The organism is Bifidobacterium pseudocatenulatum DSM 20438 = JCM 1200 = LMG 10505, assembly GCF_001025215.1.
GTDB classification, from domain to species: Bacteria; Actinomycetota; Actinomycetes; order Actinomycetales; family Bifidobacteriaceae; genus Bifidobacterium; species Bifidobacterium pseudocatenulatum.
Genome location: NZ_AP012330.1, coordinates 168,844 through 192,693, shown reverse-complemented (window position 1 = coordinate 192,693; position 23,850 = coordinate 168,844). Strand labels below are relative to the sequence as shown.

General features: G+C 58.0%; 15 protein-coding genes. 4 read left to right on the top strand and 11 right to left on the bottom strand.

The window, feature by feature from the left end; all coding sequences use genetic code 11:
• Positions 1–20 precede the first annotated feature (20 nt).
• The 7 genes from BBPC_RS00720 to BBPC_RS00690 all read right to left on the bottom strand — a co-directional run bounded on the left by BBPC_RS00720 (position 21) and on the right by BBPC_RS00690 (position 4,716).
• Positions 21–410 carry an Rv3654c family TadE-like protein gene (locus BBPC_RS00720; RefSeq protein WP_047749563.1) on the bottom strand — a complete coding sequence of 130 codons (390 nt, stop codon included), beginning with the start codon at positions 408–410 and terminating at the stop codon, positions 21–23.
• A 162-nt stretch (positions 411–572) separates the two neighbouring features.
• Entirely contained in the window at positions 573–941 is a 369-nt protein-coding gene (locus tag BBPC_RS00715; protein WP_004220309.1) for a TadE family type IV pilus minor pilin, read from the bottom strand.
• A 3-nt stretch (positions 942–944) separates the two neighbouring features.
• Positions 945–1,187, bottom strand: coding sequence for a DUF4244 domain-containing protein (locus BBPC_RS00710; RefSeq protein ID WP_370622447.1), 243 nt, complete (start codon positions 1,185–1,187; stop codon positions 945–947).
• A 266-nt stretch (positions 1,188–1,453) separates the two neighbouring features.
• Positions 1,454–1,978: a type II secretion system F family protein gene (locus BBPC_RS00705; RefSeq protein WP_004220312.1), complete on the bottom strand. Its 525-nt coding sequence runs from the start codon at positions 1,976–1,978 to the stop codon at positions 1,454–1,456.
• Complete coding sequence (locus BBPC_RS00700) at positions 1,978–2,736, bottom strand: hypothetical protein (RefSeq protein ID WP_004220313.1); 759 nt, start codon at positions 2,734–2,736, stop codon at positions 1,978–1,980. The genes BBPC_RS00705 and BBPC_RS00700 overlap by 1 nt, the downstream gene beginning before the upstream one ends.
• Positions 2,724–3,713, bottom strand: coding sequence for a CpaF family protein (locus tag BBPC_RS00695; protein ID WP_004220314.1), 990 nt, complete (start codon positions 3,711–3,713; stop codon positions 2,724–2,726). The genes BBPC_RS00700 and BBPC_RS00695 overlap by 13 nt, the downstream gene beginning before the upstream one ends.
• Positions 3,694–4,716 carry an AAA family ATPase gene (locus BBPC_RS00690; protein ID WP_226556759.1) on the bottom strand — a complete coding sequence of 341 codons (1,023 nt, stop codon included), beginning with the start codon at positions 4,714–4,716 and terminating at the stop codon, positions 3,694–3,696. Before BBPC_RS00690 ends, BBPC_RS00695 begins: the two co-directional genes overlap by 20 nt.
• A 606-nt stretch (positions 4,717–5,322) precedes the next feature.
• Between BBPC_RS00690 and BBPC_RS00680 the strand changes: the two genes are divergently transcribed.
• The 4 genes from BBPC_RS00680 (at position 5,323) to upp (ending at position 10,527) form a co-directional block, all read left to right on the top strand.
• Positions 5,323–7,557 (top strand): RNA degradosome polyphosphate kinase, encoded by a 2,235-nt coding sequence (locus BBPC_RS00680; RefSeq protein WP_004220317.1) that lies wholly within the window; start codon positions 5,323–5,325, stop codon positions 7,555–7,557.
• A 151-nt stretch (positions 7,558–7,708) separates the two neighbouring features.
• Positions 7,709–8,806, top strand: a complete 1,098-nt coding sequence (locus BBPC_RS00675; protein WP_033524229.1) for an NUDIX hydrolase — start codon at positions 7,709–7,711, stop codon at positions 8,804–8,806.
• Position 8,807: 1 nt separating this feature from the next.
• A complete protein-coding gene (locus BBPC_RS00670) occupies positions 8,808–9,551 on the top strand; it encodes a hypothetical protein (protein ID WP_022245680.1) in 744 nt (247 codons plus the stop codon).
• Positions 9,552–9,885: 334 nt separating this feature from the next.
• Positions 9,886–10,527 carry a uracil phosphoribosyltransferase gene (gene upp, locus BBPC_RS00665; RefSeq protein WP_004220320.1) on the top strand — a complete coding sequence of 214 codons (642 nt, stop codon included), beginning with the start codon at positions 9,886–9,888 and terminating at the stop codon, positions 10,525–10,527.
• Positions 10,528–10,640: 113 nt separating this feature from the next.
• On the opposite strand, the gene BBPC_RS00660 is transcribed toward upp, so the two are convergent.
• The 4 genes from BBPC_RS00660 to BBPC_RS00645 form a co-directional block, all read right to left on the bottom strand.
• Positions 10,641–11,705, bottom strand: coding sequence for a glycerophosphodiester phosphodiesterase family protein (locus tag BBPC_RS00660; protein WP_033524185.1), 1,065 nt, complete (start codon positions 11,703–11,705; stop codon positions 10,641–10,643).
• A 605-nt stretch (positions 11,706–12,310) separates the two neighbouring features.
• Entirely contained in the window at positions 12,311–15,724 is a 3,414-nt protein-coding gene (locus BBPC_RS00655; RefSeq protein ID WP_227572385.1) for an OmpL47-type beta-barrel domain-containing protein, read from the bottom strand.
• Between the two features lie 109 nt (positions 15,725–15,833).
• Positions 15,834–21,416 (bottom strand): beta-L-arabinobiosidase HypBA2, encoded by a 5,583-nt coding sequence (gene hypBA2 / locus BBPC_RS00650; RefSeq protein ID WP_004220325.1) that lies wholly within the window; start codon positions 21,414–21,416, stop codon positions 15,834–15,836.
• A gap of 406 nt (positions 21,417–21,822) precedes the next feature.
• The gene (locus BBPC_RS00645) at positions 21,823–23,796 is read right to left on the bottom strand and encodes a glycoside hydrolase family 127 protein (protein ID WP_004220327.1); all 1,974 of its coding nucleotides are present in this window, start codon (positions 23,794–23,796) and stop codon (positions 21,823–21,825) included.
• Positions 23,797–23,850: the final 54 nt, after the last annotated feature.

The following is a 23,850-nucleotide window of genomic DNA, read 5'->3' as shown; positions in this document are numbered from 1 at the left end:
TGTACCGCTCCACACCACACTTATTCGCAGACAATCGGCCCCGCCCGTGACTGTTTGCCGACATGCGATACGAATGGCATTTGCGTGCCGACCTGCGCTTCGACCAGCACATCCTCGCCTTCTATCGTGCAGGATCCGATCGTCGCATTATTGCCGGATATAGTGCGTTCCGCCACGGAACAAGGATCGGACGATCCCGAATACAACGCATTGGCCGCCGCTACCGACGCCAGGTCGGCCGCATTCTGCGCGCGATGCAAGCACAGCAGCAGATTGCCCGCCGACGCGGCCGCGCCCAGCATGATGGCGGCCACTGCGATCAAAGCCACACCGGATATGGTCCCCGAACCCTCATCGGACCCGCGAATCCAAGCAAACCAATGTTTCACAAGGCGTTTCACATTATCCATTCCTTTCCGACCCGCATCCATCAAATGGTTGCCAATAGTGTTTCACAACATGTTTCACACGTCGTATGTCGCAAGCTCCAAACCTCACAGACCTCCATGCACAGGCCACAACCAACAATCCCGCATCTCACTGCGCAGAGACCAGCACGCTTCGGAGCAACGCTAGAAGTAGCGGGTCGCCTTGCCGGTAACTCGAGTGGGCAGCACACCGGTCGGATCCGGCACCACAGGGCATTGCACCGTGACGGTGACGAAGTCCGCCCCACGCTCGAACCGTACCGTCGCCGAACCTCCCGCAGCCGCCATGACCGCGGTCCTCGCCTTCGATTCGCCGCCCGTATCATCAACCGCGAAAGCCCTGGCACCGGCCGCCGCCGCATCCTGGCAATTCATGGACACCACAGACGCACGCCCCAAGCACAACACCAAAATCGCCACCGCCGCCACGCAGGGGAGCACCACCGCGAATTCCGCGGTGGCCGCTCCCTCATCGGCATCATCGGTATGGCGTTTCCACCATTGCCTCAGCATGAATCACCCGACGCTCAGCGCTTTCTTGATGATGTTGGTCAGCAGCGTTTTGATGGCATCGGATTTCATAATGCCCACCAAAACGGCTGCGAATCCGGTGGCGGCAACCAAAACCACCGCATATTCGGCAGTGGCAGCGCCTTCCTCCGGTTCGACGGTCAGCGTGCGCATACGCGCGTCCAGCAGGCATACCGCTTTGCCGGCCCGTTCACGCATGGCATGCAGCAGCTGTCCTGCCTTGCCCATCAGGTCTGGCGAGCCATCGACGTTGATTGGCGTTTCGTTGTTCATGGCGTTCCTTTCGTTCGAACAACCTCGGCCAGATGGCCGAGTGCACCCAGTGTTGCGCATCATCGTGCCCGTCGGAACGTTTTTTCAGGGTTGTGGTCGGAGGACGTGGGTTATCCACAACCACGGCGTGTCATCCACATTTATCCACAAAACATCGTTCTTCGAGGATTGTCCGTTTCCCACATTTCCCGAGCCATATTTCCCACGTTGCTTTCCTGCCGTCATCCCACAAACGACATAACGGCCGGAATAATCCCCACCGCAACAAATGCGGGAAGAAAGCACAATCCGGTCGGTAGCAACAAACGAACCGACAATTTCGCTGCAGCCTGTTCGATCTGCGAGCGCTCATCCCAATCCAATTGTTCGACCGCTGTTTCCAAACGTTCCACCGGCGAGGCGCCACTGTGCCATGACGAGGCGAACGCATCGCGCACCACCGCAAGATCGCCATCATCTGGCCACGCATCATCCCAGGAAACACCTTTGTTCAACTGTTCTCCGGCCGACCGTAGTCCCGCGCCGAATTCTCCCGCAGCGATATCGCCCACGGCAATCAGCGCGCGTGGAATGGAGGATCCCTGCCGTATGGCGACGCTGAGCATCTCCAATACCAGCGGCAGCGGAAGTTCCCGCACTCGTCCGGCGGGCGCAAGGTCGGCTGGCACACGGACCGGCCTCCACTGCTTCAGCCACATCGCTTCGGCCGCGCACACCGCCGCCGTCAGCATCCATAAGCCAGTCATCACATGGCTCCTTTCATATCATCCTGCCGCATCAGCGCACGTATCCAGATAAGTCCGAACGTGTAGCAACAGAGGGCAAATCCGAGGCATGCCAAGCCTTTGACCCCTGAAACAAGGAAGGCCAATGAGTGCGCACCCATACCTTCTCCCAAGAGCACAGTGAGCAGCGGCAACGCCATCAGGAGTTTCACCGTCGCTTTGGGCATGGCGAATGCGTTGGTACGCAGATCATCCAATAATCGTTGCCGTTTCAACGATTCAGCCACCGCCTGCAGGCATCGGCCGGTTTCGCATCCGAGCGTCAGGCTCAGCTGACAGGCCGCATATAGCTCGCCGCTCAGCCGTTCGACTTGGCCGCATTGCTCTTTGGGCGGGCATCGGCTGCGGATCACCATGGTTATGCGAAGCCTGGTAAGTTCGGGTGTGGCGAACGGCGTTCCACCCAATTCTTCGAACGCCTGCACCAATGTGGCTCCGCTGCGCACGGATGCGCGGAGGGAAGCCACGCACGCCACACATCCGATGGCGGGCAATGGTTTCGCCGGCATGTTCGCCTCTTCGATTCCGTCAGACCGCCCGCCGAATCCTCCATCAGGTTTTTCATCAAGGCTTTCGCCTGCGCGCCCCACTACGTTTCCCGCCCGTTCGCCCACATCGCATACGTTTCGGCGAGGCCACAGCCATACGGCCAGTCCGCACAATACCGCGCAAATAATGCTGAGGCTTTCCATCTGCCCACCTCGATTCAACGACTCCATACGCGCACGAAATCAGGCCACTGTTGCGAAGCCCGCATTTGGCTGCCGTTCCACCCGGCCAATAGGTTTCCCCGCAGTTTCCCCTCTGCGAATTCAAGCCGTCCTATTTGCGCGATGCGCCGCCTGCCTCCCACTCGGCCCACATGCAGCACTACGTCGAACGCGTCTTGCGCGAGCGCCGCGGTGGCTTGCGGATTCAGCCCGGAGAGCAATCCCAAGGCCACCAAACGTGAGGGAACCGCCGTCACCTGATTGGCATGCAAGGTGGTCATGCCTCCGCGATGCCCGGAATTCAGCGCGCGCAGCAGATCCACGATTTCGCCGCCCCTGCATTCGCCCACCACAATGCGGTCCGGCCGCATACGCAACGTCGCGCATATCAGCTGCGACAGCCCTATGGCGCCTTTGCCTTCCATGTTGGCGCCGCGCGTCACCAGCGACACGTGGTTGGCATGGTTGAGCATGCCAAGTTCGCGCACCTCCTCCACGGTGATGACGCGCTCCCCCGGCGCGCATCGCATAAGCATTGCTTTGAGCAGCGTGGTTTTGCCTGCTCCGGTTCCGCCGGTCACGAGCACGCTGGCCCTTCGTTCCACGAATCCTTCCAGCAAAGGCATCCATCCGCTTGGAAACATGCCGTTTTCCGCCAAAGATTCCAGACTGGGCGCAACAACGTCCGGCAATCGTATGCTGATGGCGGCGCCTTGCGGAACGAGCGGTGCGATAACCGCGTGCACGCGCACGCCTTCCACCGTGGAGGCGTCGGCTATCGGGCAGGCGTCGTCGAGCCTTCTGCCAAGCTGCGAGCACAGCCGCACGGCGAAATCGCGGATGGCTTGGGGACCGCTGAATGGCACGCGCAATGCATGTGGCCGCATACCTTGGCCGCGATCCACCCACACCGTTCCGTCGCAGGTTACCGCGATGTCGGTGACGCCCGGCTCGGATGCGATGTCGCTAAGTGGCCCGAGTTCCATGACTGATGCTCTTTTCTCCCAACGCTTCCTGAATGAGATCCGCCAACGTTGCGATGGCTTTCGCGTTCGTACGATTGGGTTTGCGCAGTCCAAGCCCTTCCAAGAGTTCGCTGCAAAGCTTGGCATCCGGTTTGATGACCGCGGTGATATCGCAGTCGAGGTATTCCGCCGCTTCCTCGATTGCCGTCGTGCCATGGTCGCGTACGGTTCCGCGCGGTTGCACGCCTACGAGAAACTCCCGTTCCTGCGTTGCGGCATCGTGTTCTCCGATCGAACCGTAATGCGCCCGCAGATTCGCTTTGGCCCGCGCAAGACCAAGTACCGTCAGTTCGACCACGGTAATGCGGATGGCCTTGCGCAGTTCCGTCAAATCCTGCAGTCCGTTCCATTGCCCCATATCGACGACGACCACGCTTCGCACCTGCGATAGCGCATGAATGCACGCTTGCACTTCCCACGATTGCGGATTTTCGGTTTTCCAAGGATCGCATGCCAGCAATGGCACACCATCCCAGATTGGCAGCTCCCGCAGTAGCGCTTTGCCGTCGATATTGCCAAGCGGAGCGCTGATTTCCCCGAAGCGTGAGCCGTCCTCGTTTTCCACGCCAAGAAGCACATCCAGCCCACCTCCTTGCAGATCGGCGTCGACGAGCACACATTTGAGGCCGCGTTCGCTCAGCTCGCGGGCCAGTAAGGCGGCCAGAGTGCTCGTGCCCACTCCTGCCACCACGGAGTCGATAACCACCACATTGCCCATATCGCAGGGTTCCTCCACCGATGCGCGACCGCATTGCGCAACCATGCCATACGTTCCAGGCACAGCGCCAACCAGTTGCGTTCCACCGCGATTCGATCCCGGCGGCGTATAGAACCGTTGCGCAGAGACGGTTCTGCGTTGTGTCGGCGGTGACGCTTGCGGCGCGATCGCGCCGGCGACCGGCAACAGCCCGCCCGACGGCAGCGGCACCGGAGGAACATTCGAAAAAGACGTTGCATTACTCATACCGTCGATTGAAAAGCTTCGGCGAGCACCATTGCAAGCTGAACCGGCCCTGTGGTCGGAGGACGCGAGTTATCCACAACCCCGGCGTGTTATGCACCGTTATCCACACAACGACGATAATCGGCGTCCGTCGTTTTCCCGAAAAACTCCCTGAGAACAGGCAAACAAAAAGGAAGGCCCGCCGAGCGGGCCTTCCTTGCAAGAACCTTAAGGGCAGAATCTCTGCACAACAACATCGTCGTAACGGTAAGTCTATCCAATGCCCGTTCAACGTAACGACCTATCTTGGCCATACACTCTTTGTGGGCTCTGCTCTTTAAGTTGTTCTTGTACTTCGTAATTATGCTCAGCAATCCGGCAATCGCAAACCGAAACCGGCTGATGTTCCGTATTTGTCGCAACTGTTGCTTTACGATCGCAAGAATCATAAAAATGCTCCATCGTGTGCGAAACGCAAGGCGTGTTTGTTCGTTTGCGTGCGTTTGCGACAAAAACACGGCGTGTCGACACCCTAATTTGCACAATGAGCGAACGAATGTTAACTCCAGCTAAATTTTGCCGGCTTTTTACAGCATTTCCAGCTACTTAAGGATAAAGTAGGAAAGTATGGCACAGATTTTTGACGCACCCTCGAAGGCGATCTTGCGCAGCCAGATAGCTGAGCATATCGCCGAGACCGATAAAAACGACAAGCGTGAGCTTCAGGCCGGCGAAGAGCCGTTGCCGAACGACCGCTTCTTCGACCGCGAGTTGAGCTGGCTGAAGTTCAACAAGCGAGTCCTCGAACTTGCCCAAGACGAAGATCTGCCGATCATCGAACGCGCAAGCTTCGCCGCGATCTTCGCGAACAACCTCGACGAGTTCTTCATGGTTCGCGTCGCAGGTCTGAAGCGCCGCATCGACACCGGCATCGCCGTGACGGCCGCCTCCGGATTGAGCCCAAGGCAGCAGCTGCGCGCCATCAGCGAGCAGGCGCACCGCCTGCAGGACGAGCACGCGCACTACATGATCGATCACATTCTTCCCGACCTGGCGAAGGAACAGATCGTGCTGCTGAGCTGGGACAAGCTCACCGCCGCCGAACAGGAGCGCCTGTCTCGCTACTACCGTCAGCAGGTGTTCCCTGTTCTGACGCCGCTCGCCGTGGATCCGGCCCACCCGTTCCCGTACATTTCCGGCGGTTCCATCAACCTCGCCGTGCTGGTGGAGAACCCGGCTTCCGGCAAGTCCCACTTCGCTCGCGTGAAGATTCCTGGAAACCTGAACCGTCTCGTGCCCGTCGACGACATGACCGACGACGATGCCACCAACGTGCGCTACGGCTTCATCACCATGGAGAACCTGATCATCGCGCACCTGGAATCCCTGTTCCCGGGCATGATCATCAAGGAAGCGCGATCCTTCCGCGTTACCCGTAACGAGGATATCGACGTGGAAGAGGATGATGCAGAGAACCTGCTCAACGCCATGGAGAAGGAGCTGCTGCGCCGTCGTTTCGGACCGCCGATCCGTCTTGAGATTTCCGACGAGACCAGCCCGTTCCTTTCCCAGCTGCTCGCCGATCAGCTGCGCGTCAGTGCCGATGAGGTGTACCGCCTGCCGGCACCGCTCGATGCGACCGTGCTCTTCGAACTTGGCGGCATCGACCGTCCGGACTTGAAGTACCGTTCGTTCGTGCCGACCACCAATCGCCAGATTGCCGAGGTGGAGTCGTCCCGCGCGCAAGACATTTTTGCAGCGATTCGCGAACGCGATATCCTCCTGCATCACCCGTACGATTCGTTCTCTACCTCCGTTCAGGCGTTCCTAGCGCAGGCTGCGGCGGATCCGAAGGTGCTCGCCATCAAGCAGACGTTGTACCGTACGTCCAGCAACTCCCCGATCATCGACGCGCTCATCGACGCGGCGCATGCGGGCAAGCAGGTGCTGGCACTGGTCGAAATCAAGGCACGCTTCGACGAAGACGCCAACATCGCATGGGCACGCAAGCTGGAACGCGCCGGCGTGCACGTGGTGTACGGCATCGTGGGCCTGAAGACTCACTGCAAGCTGAGCCTTGTGGTGCGTCAGGAAGCCGACGGCCTGCGCCGCTACTGCCATGTGGGCACCGGTAACTACAATCCGAAGACCGCCCGCATCTACACCGATCTCGGCCTGCTGACCTGCGATCCGGTGGTCGGCCAGGATATGACCCGCCTGTTCAACCAGCTGTCCGGTTATGCGCCGAAGTCGAGCTTCCACCGTCTGCTGGTAGCGCCGCGTACCGTACGTTCCGGTCTGATTCAGCGCATCCGCCGCGAAGAGGATGCGGCACGCGCAGGCAAGGAAGCGTGGATTAAGATCAAGGTCAACTCCATCGTGGACGAGAAGACCATCGACGCGCTGTACCGTGCAAGCCAGGCCGGCGTGAAGATCGACATCGTGGAACGCGGCATCTGCGCGCTCAAGCCGGGTGTTCCAGGACTTTCCGAGAACATTCGCGTGCGTTCCATTCTGGGTCGTTTCCTCGAGCACAGCCGTATCTACGCATTCGCGAACTCCGATGGCCCGCAGATCGGTGAAGGTCCGGCCGCAGGTCCGGAAGTGTGGATCGGTTCCGCCGATCTGATGCACCGCAATCTCGACCGTCGAGTCGAAGCGCTGGTACGCATCACCGCTCCGGAGCAGATCGACGAGCTGATCAAGTACGTGGATCTGCAAATGGCCGATTCCACCACCTCGTGGCATATGGCAGCCGACGGAACCTACGTGCGTCATGCGAAGGATGAGGAGGGTCGCCCGCTGGTCGATTCCCAGGAATATCTCATCAAGAAGCATACGCGCCGACCGGCAAGGCACTAAACCGTAGGAAATGGCCGATTCTGCTGTTGCAGAATCGGCCATTTCCTATGTTGCGGCATACGCGATCACCATCGTGGGAAAACGCAGGAAAACTCGGATGGCACGATTGCCGTCGCGCAATCATGGGGAAACCCGTGCCCAACCACTTACAATGAAAGATATGAGCGAGAGCATGAGACGTGTCGTAGAAGCCGCCGGGGGTATTGTATGGCGGTGGAAAACCGGTAGCGAAATCGCGGAAAATCCAGCAATCGCAGCGCAGAAAACTCCAAAGGAACAACTCAACAGCATTGAAGTGTGCATCGTGCATCGACCAAAGTACGATGACTGGAGCTGGCCGAAAGGCAAACTCGAGCAGGGCGAATCGCATCGTCATGCCGCAGTGCGAGAAATCGGCGAGGAGACAGGCGTTTCCATCGCACTCGGCCCGTATCTGTGCGAAGTCGAATATCCACTGTCCGAAGAAGGCAAGAAAACCCGGCATTCACACGATCGCGCCGTCGACACCAAGCACACGTTGTATTGGATGGCGCAACCGATTTCCGGAGATGATGCGGAACATCTGCTTGACGCATTCGGCCCCGTGCATCGCGCGGATGTAGGCGAAATCAACGATATCGTGTGGGTTTCCGTACGTGAAGCACGTAAAATCCTCACGCATTCCACCGATAAAGACACCCTCGCCATTTTTGTGGACCGCGTACAGGAGGGTGCCGCGACCGCGCAGAATCTGATGATCGTGCGTCACGCCAAAGCCGAATCGCGCAAATCCTGGAAAGGCACCGACGCGAACCGGCCGATCACTCCGAAAGGCGCGGCCGCGGCATTCGCACTCAACCGCGAACTCGCCTGCTACAACCCAACCCGCCTCGCAACCTCACCATGGCTGCGCTGCCAGGAAACACTGCAGGTGCTTAGCTGGCAGACCGAACGCCCGATGGAACACATCGACGCGCTCACGGAAGACGCCTTCGCCGAGCACCCGACCATCGCATGGCTGGCGTTCCTCAAGCAGATCCAGCTCACGCTCGAGACCCGCGAAACCACGGCGATCTGCATGCACCGACCGGTTATCGGAGGCATGTTCGATCACTTGCGCGGACTATGCGCCCGCAAAGCGCTCTCCAAGCAGCTCATCGCCAAAACGCCGTTCATGCCTACCGGCACCGCCGTAGCGCTGTTTATAATCGATACGCCGCAAGGTCCCAGCATTATCGATATTCAAAAGGTTTCGCCCATTGTCTACTAGCATGCATTACGGTTCCGGATCGGTTGTACCAAGCCGTTCCGCCGGTTTCACCAACACCGGATCGCCGCGTCCGGCCCGCCCGGGGCAACTCGACCAGATGATGGCCGACAATATCGCGGGAGGTGCCGATCCGGCGCAAATCAACGAGATGAGCCACGCTTCGGCGGCCGCACTGTTGGACCGCGTGCATCATACGCAGGATGCCGAACTGGTGGAGCGCGTGCTCACGCTGGTGGACCGCGAGGGCGTTGACGTGATCGCCGAACTGTGGAGCAGCGCCGAGCCGGATTCGCTGCCGGGCATTCTGTGGCGGCTGTATCTGCTGCGCACGTGGATGCGGAAGAATCGCGAGTCGATCGCGCGGTTGTGGCGCGCTGGAGAGCCGGTTGCCACTACCGCCTCGGCGATTGCCGGCGTCGATCAGGCGCCCACGGAAGATGACATTGCGCATATTGCCGATTCGATTCTCGCAGGCGCGTTCACCGGCGATTTTGCGGTTGCGCTGGAACGTGCGGCCGCGTTCACCGACGTGGTTGCGTTGGGATTGCGCATCGAGGCACGCAATATGATCGCACGATTGAAAGCTGCGGAAGGTTCCGATAGCAGCGATTCCGGCATTTCCGCCATGGAAAAGCAGGTACGTACGAAATCGTCCCGTTTGATGCACACGGCCGGCAATCTGTTCGTCACGGCCAAGGATTTTCGCCATGGGGCGAATCTGTGGCGTCGCGGAAAACTGGAGTAACGCGTTCCGTACCCGTCCCCTGCACCTGCCTCTGCACCCACCTCTGTACCGCTACCGGAAGTGTTTTACGGCGCTCGCACCATCAATTCGCGACACGACGTAACGTACGGTCTACAGCATCTGTAGAATAGGAACTCGCGCCGGGCCATGCATAGCCCCGGGCTCCATTTTTTGCCGCTGCGAGCGGCCTTTGCGCCGACAGGCGCTTTCGTGGTTCGGCGCTTTCCCTCTTCTTAAGTTTCGTTGCTTTTTTCATACGATTTTCAGTTTCTTTCTTGGCTCCTTTCCCAGTTCCCGCGCTTTTCCTCGCGATTATGGACTACGCTTAGAAGACATGGATATTCATGTTTTGAACCACCCGCTGGTGGACCACAAGCTCACCGTTCTTCGCGACAAGAACACCCCGTCCTCCACGTTCCGCGAGCTCGTTTCCGAACTCGTGATGCTTGAGGCCTACGAGGCCACCCGCGACGTCGAAGTCGTGGACAAGCCGATCGAGACCCCCGTCGCTCCGATGGTAGGCAAGCACATCGCTTCCCCGGCGCCGATCATTGTGCCTGTGCTGCGCGCTGGCCTGGGCATGCTTGACGGCATGACCAAGATGATCCCGTCCGCTGAGGTCGGCTTCCTTGGCATGAAGCGCGACGAGGAGAACCCAACCCAGCAGATCACGTACGCGAACCGTCTGCCCGACGATCTGAGCGGCCGTCAGTGCTTCCTGATCGACCCGATGCTCGCCACTGGCGGCACGCTGGTCGCAGCAACACATTACCTGGCCGAGCGCGGCGCAAAGGATGTTACCGCCGTGTGCATTCTGGGCGCTCCGGAAGGCCTGAAGTTCGTTGAGGAGAACCTCGACCCATCCATTAAGTTCAAGCTGGTGCTGTGCGCCGTCGACGAGAAGCTCAACGACAAGTGCTACATCGTGCCAGGCTTGGGCGATGCCGGCGACCGTCTATATGGCGTGATCGACTGACCGCATCAGAGCTCAACCGAATCAACCCAATCAGTCAATCAAGTAAATCGAATAAAAACGGCCTGCCACAACGCAAATCATGCGGCGGCAGGCCGAAATCATATGTAAAACCTCTACTGCTCGTCGGGGACGAACGCCTCGAAAATATGATGGTCGAACCAGTCATCGCACTGGGCGAGCTCGTCGCGGCTGCGCACCGTCCACGACACGGGAACGGCACCCATGAAACGGGCCAACCGTACCTGCGGACTGTTGCCGCCATGCCAATCGTAGGCGACGAAATCAGGGCGGGAAATCCAGTCGAAAATCAGCGCACCGGCCGCATATTCCTTGGCGAGCGCAGCAGGATCAGACGGCTTCTCCTCCCCCTGCGGCCACCAGGAAAGCTGGCCACGGCACACTTCCGGACGGTTCTCCTTATACCAGTTGACGGCAGCCGGATTGAACGATTCGATCACATACGCGCCGGAATAGGCCTGCAGCAGCGCGTCGCCCTTTTCCATGAGCTCGACATCGCGCGAACCCCACTTGGAATTGTCGTCGAACTTGTATTCGACGATCAGCGGCACACGACCCGCCACTACCTTGAGCACGTCGGCGAACAGTGGCACATGCTGGAAATACCCTTCCGGAGCGCTGTCAGGTGTGGTGACCAGCGGCGGATTTTCAAGCGAACCCGGCAACGGCGCTGCCACGGCGGCACCGGGGGCGTCGGTCGGGAACAGCGGGATGCGGGTCAGCTCATCGTACGTGAGATCGGCGATACGGCGTGGATCTCCGGCGACGCGCATCAGATCGCCGTCATGCACCACCACGATTTCGCCGTCGGCGGTCATCTGCAGGTCAAGCTCGATGCCATAGCCGGCTTCGCAAGCCGCTGCGAATGCCGCAAGCGAGTTCTCCGGAGCGATCGCACCAGTCACGCTGGGGCTGCCATAGCCGGCCTTCATGGCCATGCGACGTGCCAGCGCCACATACTCGCCGCTCTCGTTGGCATACTGCGCGGTCAGACCGGAACCCGCGTCATGCAGGCCACGATGCGCGTACCACACGTCGGGAATGGACGGCACATAATTGCGGCGCTTATCGGAGAAGGTACGCGGCGCGATCGCCCACACTGCGGCGCCTGCAGCGACTGCGCCGCCGAGCAGCGCCTTGTTGACGAATGATTTGGACATGGGCTTTCCTCCCTTACGCGGCCGCTCGCGCATTCTCTCGCGTTGGTTCTCACCGTTCGCGGCCATCGAATCTGTCTCTTCTGAGATTAGCCCATAAATCACAAAAACGGCGACCACCTACGCGATCCGCGATCGTATGTCGCCGTCTCAAGCCACCAACAGCCGAGCCATATCTCGACTATATATGGCAGATTTTGAGTCTCGTCACGAGGCATCTCGCTTATATATGGCAGACTGGAGTCAGAAAACATGCGTTTTCATACCCCCTATATGGCTTTTTAGCGAAGTCTTCTGCCATATATAGGCGAGATGCTTCCTGACAGACCCGCAAATCTGCCATACATAGGCGAGTTATGAGCAAAATGGGGTCCGATGACGTCCGAGTTCACACAAACGTAGGGGTCGGACCCCAAAGGTCGGCGGCTGAATACGTGTGCTTGATCGTAGGCTTGGCCACTGAGCCGTGAAGAGGAAAGCCCAATGGGCTTTCCTCAGGCGAAGTGAGCGGCTTGCCGCGAAGACCGCGTAGCGGTACCTTGAGTGCGTCAAGCACACATATTCAGTCCAGAGGCCGAGGCTGAGAACTTACCACTTTTATATTGGATTCAGTTACGCAGCTTGCCCCGCTTGGCCACGAAGATGCAGCACCCCGCCGTGGCCAGCACCGTCATGGCAATGACGATTGCCGTAGTAGCGACGCCTGTAGAGCTTAGCTTCTTCTTACGTTGAGACTGAGATTGCTGCGATGATTGCGGTTTCGCAGAAGGCTCGGCATTATTACCGTCCTGCTTGCCGTTGTTATCGATATCCGGAGTCGGCTTTGGAGTTGGCGTTGGTTCCGGCTCGGGCTCAGGCGTCGGATCGGGGGTCGGGTCCGGAGTCGGTTCAGGTGCATGAACCTGCCATTCGGCGGCAGCCGGCGATGCACTGCCGGATTGAATCACCATGCGCAGCTTAGTGGTCTTCACCGCGTCAGTCCAGGTTGCCTCGCTCCATCCGCCGTTATCGGTACCGTAAGCGCCGGGAGCATTGGTGACCAATGTATATGTGGCATCGGGAATATCCACAAACGCATTCGTTCCAGCATCCCAATACTGCAGTTTCCACGACGCCGGCATTCCCAAGCCCCCTCCATCGGAGGTGAATTGCACACGGCTGGAATCGATGGTGACTTCGCGATCCCATTCGTAGTCGAGCTTCATTTCACCGGTATTCGGCCACGTACCCCAAATGCAGGCGTTATCAACCGTGCAATCGCCCGGAATGGTTTTGCCGTCGTTAAGCGCGGCAACACCAGCTGTCCAAGAAGACGCTTTTTTGTCCACGTCAGTAGCAACGGCATCTTGCTCGATATAGCCGGCCAACGGCACCGACGTATCGGATGGAATATCTTTGACGCCCGCAGCCGACATATTGCCAGCAATGTCCGAAGCCCGATAGCTCACCGTTTCGCGCTTCGACGAAGAAGCAGTAATCGCCGCGCCTTCTTCATATTGCTGCCATTCGCCGTTTCCAACCCGGTATTCCACCGTTTTCACACCGGATCCAGCACCATCTGAGGCGGTCAATGTCATAGTGCGGGAAACCGTATCTACCGAGGCGGTTACCGTAGGAGCCGTAGCATCCACACGCGCTTCCGCAGCAGCGATTTCGCTCACATTGCCGGCCGCATCAGTGGCACGCGCACGCACACTCACTATACCCTCGCCAGTCACAGCCTTTACCGCAGTGTTCACATTCGTTCCGACGGTCACCCATGCGCCATCCCCGACCGCAAGTTCGAGTTTTGCGATCGGCGCAGCCGCATTGTCGGAAGCCGTAATAAGAGCGATCGGTGAAGTGACCAGCCAACCATCATTGCCAGCCGTGCCAGCCAATGCCACACGCACGGCAGGAGCAATGGTATCAGCCGGTTTTACGTAATCGTCGGAAACATGTACGGTCACGGCTACGTTGCCGGCTGCCAGATCATCAGCCTGCTGCTTGGTTTCAATGCCAGCAACCACACCTTGCACGGTGAACTCACCCGCCTGCGCATACGAAGAAGCAGACACCGTGCGCCACAAAACCGGAGTTTCCACTGTTTCCGAGCCGTACGCGACTTTCACCGTGTTCGACAATTCCGGCGCGTCTCCGGTCTTGGCGTAGACGTCGGCTGGCCGTTCAGCCACAACTGCTCCCTGTTGCGCATATACTTCCCATTCAGGAACGCCAACGGAAGCATAGCCCCCGTCAACGGCTTGCGCGGTCATGTCAAGTTTGAGCGCAGTGGTGGTCACTGCGTCGAATGTCACTTCATTAGGCGCGTTCTTGCCTGTATCCACGCCGTATTCGCTGGAATTGGGCACGTCCTTCCAGGAACCGTCTGCGTCAAGATATTGCAGTTTCCATGAGGCAGGGGCACGCAATGCGTTCGCATCGGTATCGAACCAGACTTTCGATCCATTCACACGTACAGCGCCATTCCACTGGTAGATCAGTGAATCGGAGGATTGTGTTTGTGGCATCTTTCGATAGTTCGTCCAATGGTTCGGCGGTACTACAGCAGTTTCCAGCACTCGCCCGTCGTTCACGGAACCCTTGTAGGCGGGTGTTTCGGTGTAGGTCGCGTCCACTGACGCATAGGGGGCCACGTTGCGTGAGGGTTGCAACCGTTCGGCTTTGGTCGGATGCGAAACGGCGTTCATGCGCCCGCCATTCCACGTCACTTCATCGATGCAGACTGCACGGCGGAAGTCAGTACCACCAGTCTTGTCTCCAGTGTGGTAGGTGACCCACCATTTGCCGCCGAATCGTTGAATCGACGGATGCATGGTGGTGGACGATCCCGATTCGACGATTACGCCTTGGTACGTCCACGGCCCAAGAGGGCTTGCCGACGTGGAGTATTGCACGCACGCCTGATAGTTGGATTCCACGCAGGTCGCCACTCCCGACCCGGGTTTGCCACCGTCGTACACGTTGTAGTAGGTGTCTCCTTCACGGAACACCCATGCCGCCTCAAAGAAGCCTTTGGGCCCGTTGGCATAAGCGCCGCCGTTGTTGCCCAAGGTCAGCGACGCGTTCACTTGGTTCGCATAGTCGCTGCCAAGCACGTCTTTGCTGGCATCGTAGTCGGGTATGTTGGCGAGCGCGTCGGCGTCACGCATATTGTAGATTTTCGGCGCTCCATCCGCCGTTCCGTCCATGGTTTCCACGGCAACATATGAGGTGCGGCCAGTGTTGGCGTCCCGCTGCATTTTTACGGCGAGTTCGCTGTTGAAGGTGCCGAAGTGCAGATATCCGGTACCGTCATTGTCCACGAAGAATGCGGGATCGATGGTTTCGATTTGCGTCTGCATGGTAGTCAGCAACGGCGCTCCGATGGCGTCGACCCATGGTCCGAGGGGGCTTTTTGATTTGGCCACGCCGATGGAGAACGGGTCGGCTCCCGCGGCTGCGTTCTTGTCTTTGACTGGCACGTAGTAGTAAAACCAGTCGTCGGCCGTGTCTGCGGTGCCAGCATCGTCGACTACTACTTGTCCTGCGTAGGCTCCGTCGCCGGTTGCCCAGTCGAACAGGTCGGCTTTGGCGATGGTCTTGTAGTGCGTCCATTTGCCGGATTCCGGATTGTCGGTTACGTAGACGCCCCAGTCTTTCATATTGAAGGACCCGTAGGTTGGTTCGGCCTCGTCGTGTCCTGTGAATACGAAGAGTTTGCCATCGTATTCAAGGGTGGATGCGTCTGCGGAATAGTAGTTTTGCGACAGGTCGTTGGGGGTATTGGTTCCTTCGTTCTGCCCGATGGGGTTGCGAAGGGTTGCCGGCAACGCACTGTTGTCGATTTGCGTGACGGTGACGTCGGGATTGCCGACCGGCAGATCGTTGTAGGCGTGTCCGGCGACGCTGGGCGCGGTACTTGCGTCGGCCGCGTTGGCTGTCTGCATGGTTGCGATTGCTCCCGTGCATAAGGTGGCTGCGGCTGCGATGCCTGCCACCAGCGTCTTCATCGACGCATGTGAGATGTGCGAAAAGCTCATGAATATTCCTGTTTTCACGATTGGATATTGAAAAGTCCTCTTACGGATTGCTTAGGTTACGTTGGTATTCCTCGTGCGATCCGTAAGAGGACTTGAGCAATTGCTAGCGCTAGTCGCGGTTGCGGCGCGTCAGCATGATGGCGGCTCCCGTCAGCAGGACGATCATTCCTACGACGGCGATGCCGATGACATTGCTGCCGGTGCTGCTGATTGCGGCACTGACTTCAGACTTGGAAACCGGCTTGTTTCCAGGCTTGGCATTCGGCTTGGGGTCGGTCTTGTCGTCGTCCGGCTTCGGTGCTGGCTTGAGTTCAAGTCCGGCGATGGCCTCGGTCAGCTGCTTGACTGCGGCATCCGCATCAGCTTGGGTGGCGTTCTCATCGTTCAGCACCTTGGAGGCGGCATCCACTGCTTCAGCCAACTTCTTGGCGCTGGCTTCGGTGTAGAGGTCACCGCTGACGCCCTGTGCCTGGTCAAGAACCGTCTTCAACTCAGTGGTGTCGGCTTTCTTCACCAGTGTCTGCTGGGCTTCTTCAAGCTGCTTGATGGCCGCATCCACCTGATCCTGGGTGGCGCTCTCGTCCGCATACACCTTTTGAGCGTTACCCATGGCTTCGGAGAATGCCTTCCAGCTGTTCGGCGTGAAATTAGCTTGTTGCACGGAACCGGCTGCGTTGATGGTGGATTCGAGCCTGCTCTTGTCCACGCTTGGTTCCGGATCAGGGGTTGGATCCGGGTCAGGAGTCGGTTCCGGATCAGGAGTGCTTTCCGCAGCATGCACGCCCCACTCGGCAACCGCCAGACCGAAGGTGACGCCCTCGGCGGTCGGCGGATCAAGCACCAAGCGCAACGACGTGGTCTTCACCGGAGTGAATGTGGCCACGCTCCAGCCTTGAGCATCGTCAGAGGCACGTGAGGCCGGGGAATTACGCACGGTGGAGTATTGCGCATTCTCCACATCCTTCCATATACCATCAGAAGCCAAGTACTGAATCTTCCAGCTGTCCGGAACATCCAAACCACCCTTGGCATCATTACGCTCCGCGAAGTTGGCCCAGAACTGCACACGGCTGGAATCGACGGTGGCTTCCTTGCTCCAGGTGTACTGCGCGTACATGCCAGCGGAAGCTTGACCCCAGCTGCCCCACACGCGGCCATTCACATCGGCGTCATCATCAGACGGCCACGTATCGTCAACCAGCACACCATCGTTGAGCTTGCCGGAAGCCGGAGACCAGCTCGCCTCGGCACTCACCGTGGTGTCAATGGCCCTGCCTTCAATCCAACCAGTCAACGGAGTATCGGGCTCCGGCTTGGGATCCGGCGTCGGCTCAGGATCAGGATCGGCACCACCATTCGGATCGGCGACCACATGCACTGTAATCTTGGCCTGCGAGCTTGAACCCTCAGCCGTGCCGGACACCTCATAATCGCCGATGGTGTCCAACCTGACGCCGGCAACACTTGCCTCATCCCACATAACCGTGCGATCGTCAAGCATGCCATTGGGGAATCGCACCGGAACCACAGACGGCAAAGCCACCGACTTGGAATTCTGGTACACCGTCTGTTCGATCGGCTGAGCCGCACCAGCAGTCTGAGACTGCGCGTCGGAACGCACGCCAATAGTGGCCTTGGTTCCAGCGAGCGCGCCAATAACCGTTCCGGAAACCGCAAACTCGCTATCGGAAGCAAGCTGATCGTCAGTGATGGCATCCCACGCAACACTCAAGTCACGACGGGAACCGTCCGTATAGCTGGCACTCACCGTCTTCGGCAGATTCACATCGGCAGCCTTGCTGCCAGTCTGCACCATACGATTCACGCCATCCACGCTCACCGGATCAAGCGCATACGCCTCAAATTCGGTAGCACCAACAATGGCACCCTTCGGGAACAGCACACGCAACTTGTTCGTCTCCACCGTTTCGGCAAAACGAACCTCATTGCCTTCACCCTGCATCGTGGTATAAGACTGGCCGGCGGCAAGCTTCACATCCTGCCAATCGCCATTCTCATCCGCATACTGCAACTTCCACGACTTGACCATCGGCACACCGCCACCGTCAGTCCAGAAGAACAGCTTCGCCTTCTTCAACGGAACAGTGCCATCCCAGGCAAGCTGCAGCCACGGCTCGGTACCGGTATTGTCACCCCAATTATTCCAGGTCTCATTCGGAGTATTGGTATACAACACCTGACCGTCGATAACCTTCTTGGCATTGTCCTTCGCCTGATATGGATTGGTGAAGCTGGCGCTCGCAGTGGACTGTGAAGCCACATTCACCGTGCCGTCGGAAGGAATGCCGTGAACGGTGACTTCCTTGAAACCGGTCTTCTCACCGTCGAATGCGGTGAGTTTGAGCACATAGTCACCCTCACGGTTGAACGTGACCGTAGTGTTGGCAGCGGTTGCGTCGACGAACTTCGCTTCGCCGTTTTCAGGGCCAGACACCTGCTCCCATGTGGTGGTGAGCGTGTCAGACGGCAGGCCGTCGTCCTTCACCGTGCCCACCAGCTGCGCACCGGACGAGGTGCTGCTGGCAATGTAGGCGTCAACGCTTGGCGCCTGGTTCGTAGGTTCGCCTTCCGGCACAATGTCGGTTTCGTAGGCCTGAATCTCCTTCAAGCCAATGGCCTGACCTGCTTGCGGAGTGAAGGTGGCACGAATGGCTTTGGCCACGACCTTGGAGAACTGCACGCGGTTGTAGTTGGCTCCCGCGTAAGTAGGCGTACGCACCTGGTTCGGCAGGACATGCCATGCGCCGGCCTCATCCTGATATTCAAGCGTGTACACCGACGGCTCACTGTAGCCGGCAATCGTCTGGCTGGACGAGGTCTGGTAGAAGTACAAACGCACGTCGTCGATGTTCTGCACGCCATTCTTGAACGTTACGGTCAGCGAATCCTTGGCGTTCTTGGATCCCTTGGTGCCCCAGAAGGATTCCATCACGTTCTTGCCGTCCACTGCATTGGTTGCCGGGTATCCCTTGGTTTCGTAAGTGGCTTCCACATCGGCGTCCTTGGCCACGTTGGCCTGGCTCTTGGACGCTTCGTCCACGTTCTGTCCGGACTGCGCGAAGATCTGCGTAACCCTGCTGTTCGATGCGTAGGTCACTTCGTTGGCGTTCGGCATGGTGGCGGTGGTCGCGCCGGTGATCACCGCTCCGGAATCATCGGCAACCTCAACGGTTCCACTGGCCGGATCGTAGATGAGGTGGGCGAGCTTATCGGAGGTGAACACGGCGTTGCCGTCCACATACAGGGTATATCCCTTCGGAGCGTTGTAGGTGCCGTCGTTGTTCCATACGATCGACAGATCCTGCCCGTGGTAGCTCAGGTTGTTGACGGTGAAGTGGTTCCAACCGGGAATCTCGATCGGATTGAGTTCAATCTTGTTGTCTTCACGCGGAACCATACCTGCCACGTCTTCCACAATCGTCCAGTTGGTGGTGCCAAGCTGGGTGTGGTGAATCCAGGAACGGTAGGTGATCTTTCCACCGTTCTTGCTGGCGTCGGCGTTCTTCTCCGGAATCGTGCTTCCTGCGGAATTATTATCCATATTCCAGAATTCGTTCTGGTCCGGATACTGGTTGTCGCCTCCCTGATAATGCGAGAACGCCACCCAATACAGCAGTTTCTTGAACGATTCGTTCGTGATATATCCGTTGTCTGCAGCATTATAATCACGGATTCCCGCAGAATAGATTTGCAGCAGCGGAGTTGCATTGATAATGGAGAAATTGTTTGATCCTGGGAAATTCAGCGCCTTCTTGTCTGCCTGATTCGCGGTGAAGAACGGGAAAATCGGGAATTCGTCGGCATCTTCGAACAAGCGCAACGCACTATCGTAATCATCATTGCCGATCGGCATCAGACCTTCGGAATACGGATAGTAGTTGTTGAGTTCCTTGTATTTCGCGAATTGACCGTCGTTCAGCCACTTGTGCAGCAGCAGTTTGCTGTCGGAATCCCACAGGTTGTCGAGCACATCCTGCTTGATGGCGTCGGCGATCTGCTGCATTTCAGCGGCTTTTTCGGTGTCTCCGGCAGCCTTGTATGCTTGCGCGGCGGCATTGGCGTTGGCCCACATGTTGGCGGAACCGTCGGCACGGTCCATACGCTGGCCGGAACGACCGGGTTCGGAGAACGACACCGCGTCGGCATCGTTGCCGGTCATGGACCACCACGACCAGTCGATCAGCTTGTTGCCGTTGCTATTCTGGTTGTCGTTGCTGTCTGGCTCGCTTTGCGAATTGAGCAGACCTTTGACATCTTCGGAACCGTAATCACCCAACGCTTCAGCCAATGATGACGGGCCGCCGTGCACCTTGTAGGAGTCCCAACCGGCCTTGGTGATGTACTGCGTGTAGCTGTGGTTCCAATTGGCTGGATCGCCCGGATTGTCGTGGTAGTAGTAATACCCGGACTGGCCTTTCTTGGCTGTCTGCCCGGCCGACACCCAAGTGCCGTACGAGTATTCGGCGTTACGGAACCACTTGGTGTCGTTGATGAACATGCCGGATGTCAGCACGATCTGGTTGTTGTATCCGAGCACGCCTTCGATGGAGGTCGGATACTGGAACGTATTGCCCGGCATATTGGCATCCAACATGTTGAAACGGCTCAGCCACCAGCGGTAGAACACGGTTTTGTCGATATTGTGTTCCTGGGTTTCCACGTAAGGAATGTTATCGACCCACCACTGGTTGTAGGTGGTCACGGAATCCTTGTAGGAAGCGGCCGGATCGGTGAGATCGCCGTTGAATCGGGCTTCGTATTCCGCGGTGGAGTCCGGCAACTCGTTGGCGATCAGGCCAAGCTGCAGCTTGGTGGTTTGTGGCACGTTCGCTTCCAAGGTGAGGGTGGAAGCGAGTTTGCCGTCCTTTACGGTGAAACCGTTGCCGGAGAACCGTGGATAGATGGTGGTCAGATCGTTCTTCACATTGAAGCGACCGGTCAGTTCAGTGTCGCCGTCATTGCCGTCTTGTGCGAATGGCGAGGCTGCTGTCAGCGTTACGTCACCGCCGGTGGTGCTGGTGATGGTGAAATTCGCGACCATCACATTGGTGTAGGTGATGTACTTGACTTCGGTGACGGTAATGGTCTTGTCGCCGTTGGTGAATTCCGTGGTGAAGTAGCTTGGCGTCTGCTTGCGCTTGTCGGTGTTCTCGCGCAGGGTCTGCTTGGAACCGCCAATGCTTACCTCAACGGTAAAGCCGTCGTTGCCGGTCTGATCCCAGTATGCGACATCTCCTACGAAACCAAGTGCTTCCGGCGTATGCGTGTACATGAATGCGGCACGGCCACGTGAGAACAGGTATTCGTTCTTGTCTGCGCCCGCATAGTTGTAGTCGCCAGCATCGTTGGTGCCGGTACCGTTTGGTGCGGTGCCTGTGCGCGTCAGCATCTTGTCGATCCAGAAGTCGTGTGCGGTGTCGGTTCCGGCACCGTTGGCAACATCCGCATCGAACACCTGCTTGAGGTAGCTTGTCGAGGGATCGAAAGCGACGCCGGTGCCCGGAATCGGGTCGGCGGCCCCCTTGAAACTCGGATACCCCATGGCAGAGTTCGGATTGGCCAGCGCGTCATTGGCGTATGCGGTCATCACACCGCCAGACAACAGTGTGGCCACTGCCGTCAGCACGCCCAATGACGTGACAATCCCTTTCTTCCTTGTTGATGGTGTCATCAATTCCTCCTACATGGACCATCGTTGGCCCTTGGTTGCCAAGGCTCGTTCCCTGGCATCCAACTTTCTTTCTGTAGGAATGAGAGTCGTGCGATGGACATGAGATTGGAGCGTCCACCGACATTTCAAGAATACATGACGCGAATACGGTTTCGCAAATTTTCTTTCAGTTTTCTCCAATGCTTTCTAAGTGAACTGCCATACGATGGCTTTTATGCGAAAAGGAAAGTTTTCGCATTTTCCCGTCTTATACTAGGGGCTATGACAAAACCGGCCACCCCATAAGGGGCAGCCGGTCTCTCATTCCAGTCAGCGCGGCGCATTCGGCTCCAATCGATCACGCCGCGCTCACCCGCTTCCCGGCACCATGGCACTCATAGCGCCGGGTAGCAAGTCTTTCTTTTGTTTAGCTGCGCAACCACACGTTCATTTGGCCGAGTTCGCGGTTGGCCCATGCGTAGTAGGGCACCAGCTTGAGCGACGTCCGCTCATCTGAGGCGTCACGCTGAGCGGACATGTACAACGGGGCGTCCACGGCATCCGCAGCCTCACGAACGGCAGGCAACGTCACCGCGTCAACACCTCCAAGCAAATCACTCTCGAAAGTAACCGTGGCATCCGCGACATCCACGCCATCAGCAAGACGGTACGTCCACAGATCGCCGGCATTATCGGCTTGCTCCGCGCAATAGACGAGCGGACCGCGCATCACCGCAACACGACCTGCATCGCAACGCACATGAGAGTTGGCACGCACCAATCGCACTGCCATATCAAGATCCAGCACCACATGCAATGCAGTTCCCGGAGCAACTGCGAAATATACGAAACCGTTTTCCGGAGCCGTCTTCACAGCAACACCATCGCATGTCAGCGCATAGGAATCAGCCGACCATGTGGGAATACGCACGCCGAAACGTACCGAATCAGCCGCCTCAGCGGGCAATTCCACCATGTACTCAATATGACCGTTCCACGGAAAATCGGAACGCTGCTCCACATGCAACCCGGAATCAAAACTTGCCTGATTCGCAATGAACTGGTGAGCGAGCACCGTGCGACCGCCGTCACGTTCGGTATACACATAACGGTCCACCGACGCGATCAATCGCGCGACATTAGCTGGGCAGCATGCGCAGCCAAACCAATCGACACGATGCGAAAGCACATGATGCCGATCCGGATTGTCCAAACCGTCCGGCGAAGTCTCCAACGCATTCACATAGTAATACTGCTTGCCATCAAGGCTGATGCCCGCGATGGCACCATTGAACAGCTCACGCTCAAGCACGTCGGCATATTCACCATTCGGTTCCAACAGAAGCATTTGGCGGGCAAACATGCTCATCGCCACAGAAGCGCACGTTTCGCCATACATGGTGTCGTTCGGCAGATCGTAATCGTACGTGAACGACTCCCCCACATGTGTGGAACCGATCGCACCCGTTACATACATGCGTTTCGACACGATGTTGTTCCAAAAACGATGCGCCGCATCCAGCAAGCCCTGATCGCCGGTAATACGCGCCACATGTGCGATTCCAGTGCATAAATAGGCCACGCGCACAGCATGGCCGTCAGCGGTCTGCTGCTCGCGCACCGGCTGCGCGGCTTGGAAGTACGTGGGCTTGTAGAATCCCAGATCCCGGAAAATGTAGTCGTTGTCGACAGCGGCGATCTGCTTGGCGTAGAACTGCGGATCCTGACCACGCACGTCGATGAGATACCGCGCCAGATTCAGATAGCGCTCCTCACCGGTCGCATCATACAGCTTCGCCAACGCCAATTCGATTTCCGGATGTCCATCAGCACCGTGGATCTTGCCGTCCTCCGGGCCGAAATTGGCATCGATGCAATCCGCCATACGGCACGCCACGTCAAGCGCCTGCTGGTTACCGGTCACCTCATGATAGGCGACAGCAGCCTCAATATAGTGGCCCATGACATACATTTCATGGCTTTGCTGAATCAGTGTGAAACGCTCACGATGCGCCCATTCACCGGTTTTGATTTGGTACGGAGTGTCCAAATATCCGTCCGATTGTTGCGCACGTGCGATGAGGTCGACGGTTTTATCGCACAGTTCCCGCAATTGCGGATCAGGATGATACGACAGTGCGTAAGCCGCTTCCTCCAACCACTTATATATGTCAGAATCCTGGAAGACCATGCCATGAAATTCACCGGTCTCATCACCGGCTGCGATACGCAGATTCTCCACGGCATGACTTTTATTATCGGCAAGCTGATTGCCAGCCGGATCATCCGGAACTTCAGTGGCAATCTCATCATTCATCACACCCCACTGATAGGGAATGACGGATTCAACGATCTGGTCGCGACGCTGCTTCCAGAAAGGAGAAGTAATAGTTACATTCATGATATTTCCTTAAGATTAAGGACTTCGCCAGCCCTTGACGGCTCTTGGCTACTC

Coding starts and splice junctions, on each gene's coding strand:
- BBPC_RS00720 (WP_047749563.1), bottom strand. CDS start 410: ATGGATAATGTGAAACGCCTTGTGAAACATTGGTTTGCTTGGATTCGC.
- BBPC_RS00715 (WP_004220309.1), bottom strand. CDS start 941: ATGCTGAGGCAATGGTGGAAACGCCATACCGATGATGCCGATGAGGGA.
- BBPC_RS00710 (WP_370622447.1), bottom strand. CDS start 1,187: ATGGGCAAGGCAGGACAGCTGCTGCATGCCATGCGTGAACGGGCCGGC.
- BBPC_RS00705 (WP_004220312.1), bottom strand. CDS start 1,978: ATGACTGGCTTATGGATGCTGACGGCGGCGGTGTGCGCGGCCGAAGCG.
- BBPC_RS00700 (WP_004220313.1), bottom strand. CDS start 2,736: ATGGAGTCGTTGAATCGAGGTGGGCAGATGGAAAGCCTCAGCATTATT.
- BBPC_RS00695 (WP_004220314.1), bottom strand. CDS start 3,713: ATGGAACTCGGGCCACTTAGCGACATCGCATCCGAGCCGGGCGTCACC.
- BBPC_RS00690 (WP_226556759.1), bottom strand. CDS start 4,716: ATGAGTAATGCAACGTCTTTTTCGAATGTTCCTCCGGTGCCGCTGCCG.
- BBPC_RS00680 (WP_004220317.1), top strand. CDS start 5,323: ATGGCACAGATTTTTGACGCACCCTCGAAGGCGATCTTGCGCAGCCAG.
- BBPC_RS00675 (WP_033524229.1), top strand. CDS start 7,709: ATGAAAGATATGAGCGAGAGCATGAGACGTGTCGTAGAAGCCGCCGGG.
- BBPC_RS00670 (WP_022245680.1), top strand. CDS start 8,808: ATGCATTACGGTTCCGGATCGGTTGTACCAAGCCGTTCCGCCGGTTTC.
- upp (WP_004220320.1), top strand. CDS start 9,886: ATGGATATTCATGTTTTGAACCACCCGCTGGTGGACCACAAGCTCACC.
- BBPC_RS00660 (WP_033524185.1), bottom strand. CDS start 11,705: ATGTCCAAATCATTCGTCAACAAGGCGCTGCTCGGCGGCGCAGTCGCT.
- BBPC_RS00655 (WP_227572385.1), bottom strand. CDS start 15,724: ATGAGCTTTTCGCACATCTCACATGCGTCGATGAAGACGCTGGTGGCA.
- hypBA2 (WP_004220325.1), bottom strand. CDS start 21,416: ATGACACCATCAACAAGGAAGAAAGGGATTGTCACGTCATTGGGCGTG.
- BBPC_RS00645 (WP_004220327.1), bottom strand. CDS start 23,796: ATGAATGTAACTATTACTTCTCCTTTCTGGAAGCAGCGTCGCGACCAG.